This is a genomic window from Halobaculum sp. EA56 (genome assembly GCF_051195075.1).
GTDB lineage: Archaea > Halobacteriota > Halobacteria > Halobacteriales > Haloferacaceae > Halobaculum.
In genome coordinates, this window is sequence record NZ_JBNTJX010000074.1 from 1 (window position 1) to 1903 (window position 1903).

Annotated in this window: 1 protein-coding gene; it reads right to left on the reverse strand. The window is 61.8% G+C overall.

The features are described 5' to 3' along the window. Positions 1-157: 157 nt before the first annotated feature. Positions 158-1894: a hypothetical protein gene (locus tag ACQUQ1_RS22090; protein ID WP_435066339.1), complete on the reverse strand. Its 1737-nt coding sequence runs from the start codon at positions 1892-1894 to the stop codon at positions 158-160. Positions 1895-1903: the final 9 nt, after the last annotated feature.

Consider the following 1903-nt stretch of genomic DNA (forward strand, 5'->3'; position numbering starts at 1 on the left):
GTGAGTGGGCCGTTGCCATCTGGAGAGGTCGTTCCGTCACCAGGCGTCCCAGAACCGCCATTGTCGTTCAGACAGCCAGCGACGCTCATGAGGGCAGCACCTGCGACTGTTCGGAGGGCGGTTCGCCGACTGATGTGTGGGTGGTTTCTAGTCATGACTACGGGTTCCGTTGGAAGATGTCTTCTGGACCGAGCATTCGGAGGAGCCGCTTGCCAGCGTAGAACATCACAATAAACGGGATGAGCTGCCAGCCAACCTCGAAAATGAACGCGAACCAACCGTCGATGGTGCCGAGCGGGTGCCAGCGAGCAGTTGCCGTCGCACTCACATACGCGGGGTCGTGCCCGAGCCACGAACCCGGATGGTACCGAGCCGTGTAGATACCCGGCTCGTCGATCGTCACGAACGCCACTCCGGACGCGTTGGTCTCGACGCGCTGCTCCGCGATGGTGATGTAGCCGTTGCGAGTGTTCCCACCGATTGGATATCGTCGGTCGGGATCGCTGAGCACGATTGGTGCGCCGGTCTCGTTGTCCCGGAGTTCGATGCGGAGTGTGGCCTGGCTTTCGTTCTGCCGGAGGACCTCAACAGTCAGATTACTGCGCCGGAGCTGCCGCTCAGAGCCAGCGTCAGGTGCCACAATCGAGGCGTTCACGCCCCGTACGATCCCCGCTACCTGGAGCGCGTTGCGGTCGACGTTCTCCGCGCGAACTGCGACGCCGTACGTCGTCGTGTACGACTGGTTGACGATGTCGATGTTGATGTTCTCGCCGAGCGTGCCGACCGGAGACGGTCGGTCAGTGCCCCAGGTGTCGATGATCTCTGGGCCATCGCGAACTGGTTCAGCTCTCGGGCCGATCCGCGACGGGTACGCGTGAACATAGACCGGAATCGCATTCGACTCGACGGTAGCGCTGTCGGTCCGGTTCGACCTGACGAGCGTGTCCCAGTTGGTGTTCCGAGCGGTGTAGAACCGCCAGACGCCACGCACTCGTGCGCTTCCATTCTCCGTGAGCGTGTACCCCTGCCACGGTCTGGACTGGAAGATAGCCACACCGGCGTCACCATTGGGATACTCGGCGTAGTAGGGGTACGCCGAGAGGTCGTAGATCTCGACGGCGATCGAGTCCGAGACGTTGAGCGACTCGGTACGATACGTGACCTCGACATCAGTCTCGTCGCCTCGGTCGATTCGCGTGGTCTTCTTCAACCGGACGCTGATTTCGGCTTCAAGCGTGAGGTTTGCACTCCAGTCATCCTCGATCTGGTAGTCGAGGGCCGGCGTGTGCGAGCCGTCGCGGTCGACGATGGTTTCACCGTCCTTCTTCAATCGAACCTCCTCGACCTCGTTGCTCGCGAGCGACCACTCGACTGTCGTGTTCCCTGAAGAGCTTCCGTTCGGGACGCGAACACGATAGTCAACGAACCCCCGCATCGTGCCGTTCGGTGCGATATAGAGCGGGGTTTCACCCGACTCCAAGTGACCTCGCGTCGACGGCTGCACTGCGAACACCGTGGCGTGGGCGTCCTCGATAAACACGCCATCTTCGAGCGACGCGTGGCGTGGATGCACGGACGTATCCGACCCACCGGCTTCGAGATCAGCGAAATCATTTCGCGTCCACGTTGCAGCTGTCGCCGGCGGGCGCGTGAACGTGATGTCTGTCCCGTTTGCGAGTTGGTGCATCGCGGTCCGGCTCTCGCCGTAGCGCTGCTGGTACTCCTCCTGGCTGATGTAGTTGTCCGCGTCGCGAGACCACAGCGTCGCTGATTCATTCTCAGTGAGCCCATTCCCCTCCGTGCCTGGCCGTGGCGGGCTTGCAGTAACGAGACCCGTGACTAGGCTCGTCACGAACAGGGCGGCCATTAGCACGGAGAGCTCTCGTTGTTTCATGGGGGCTCG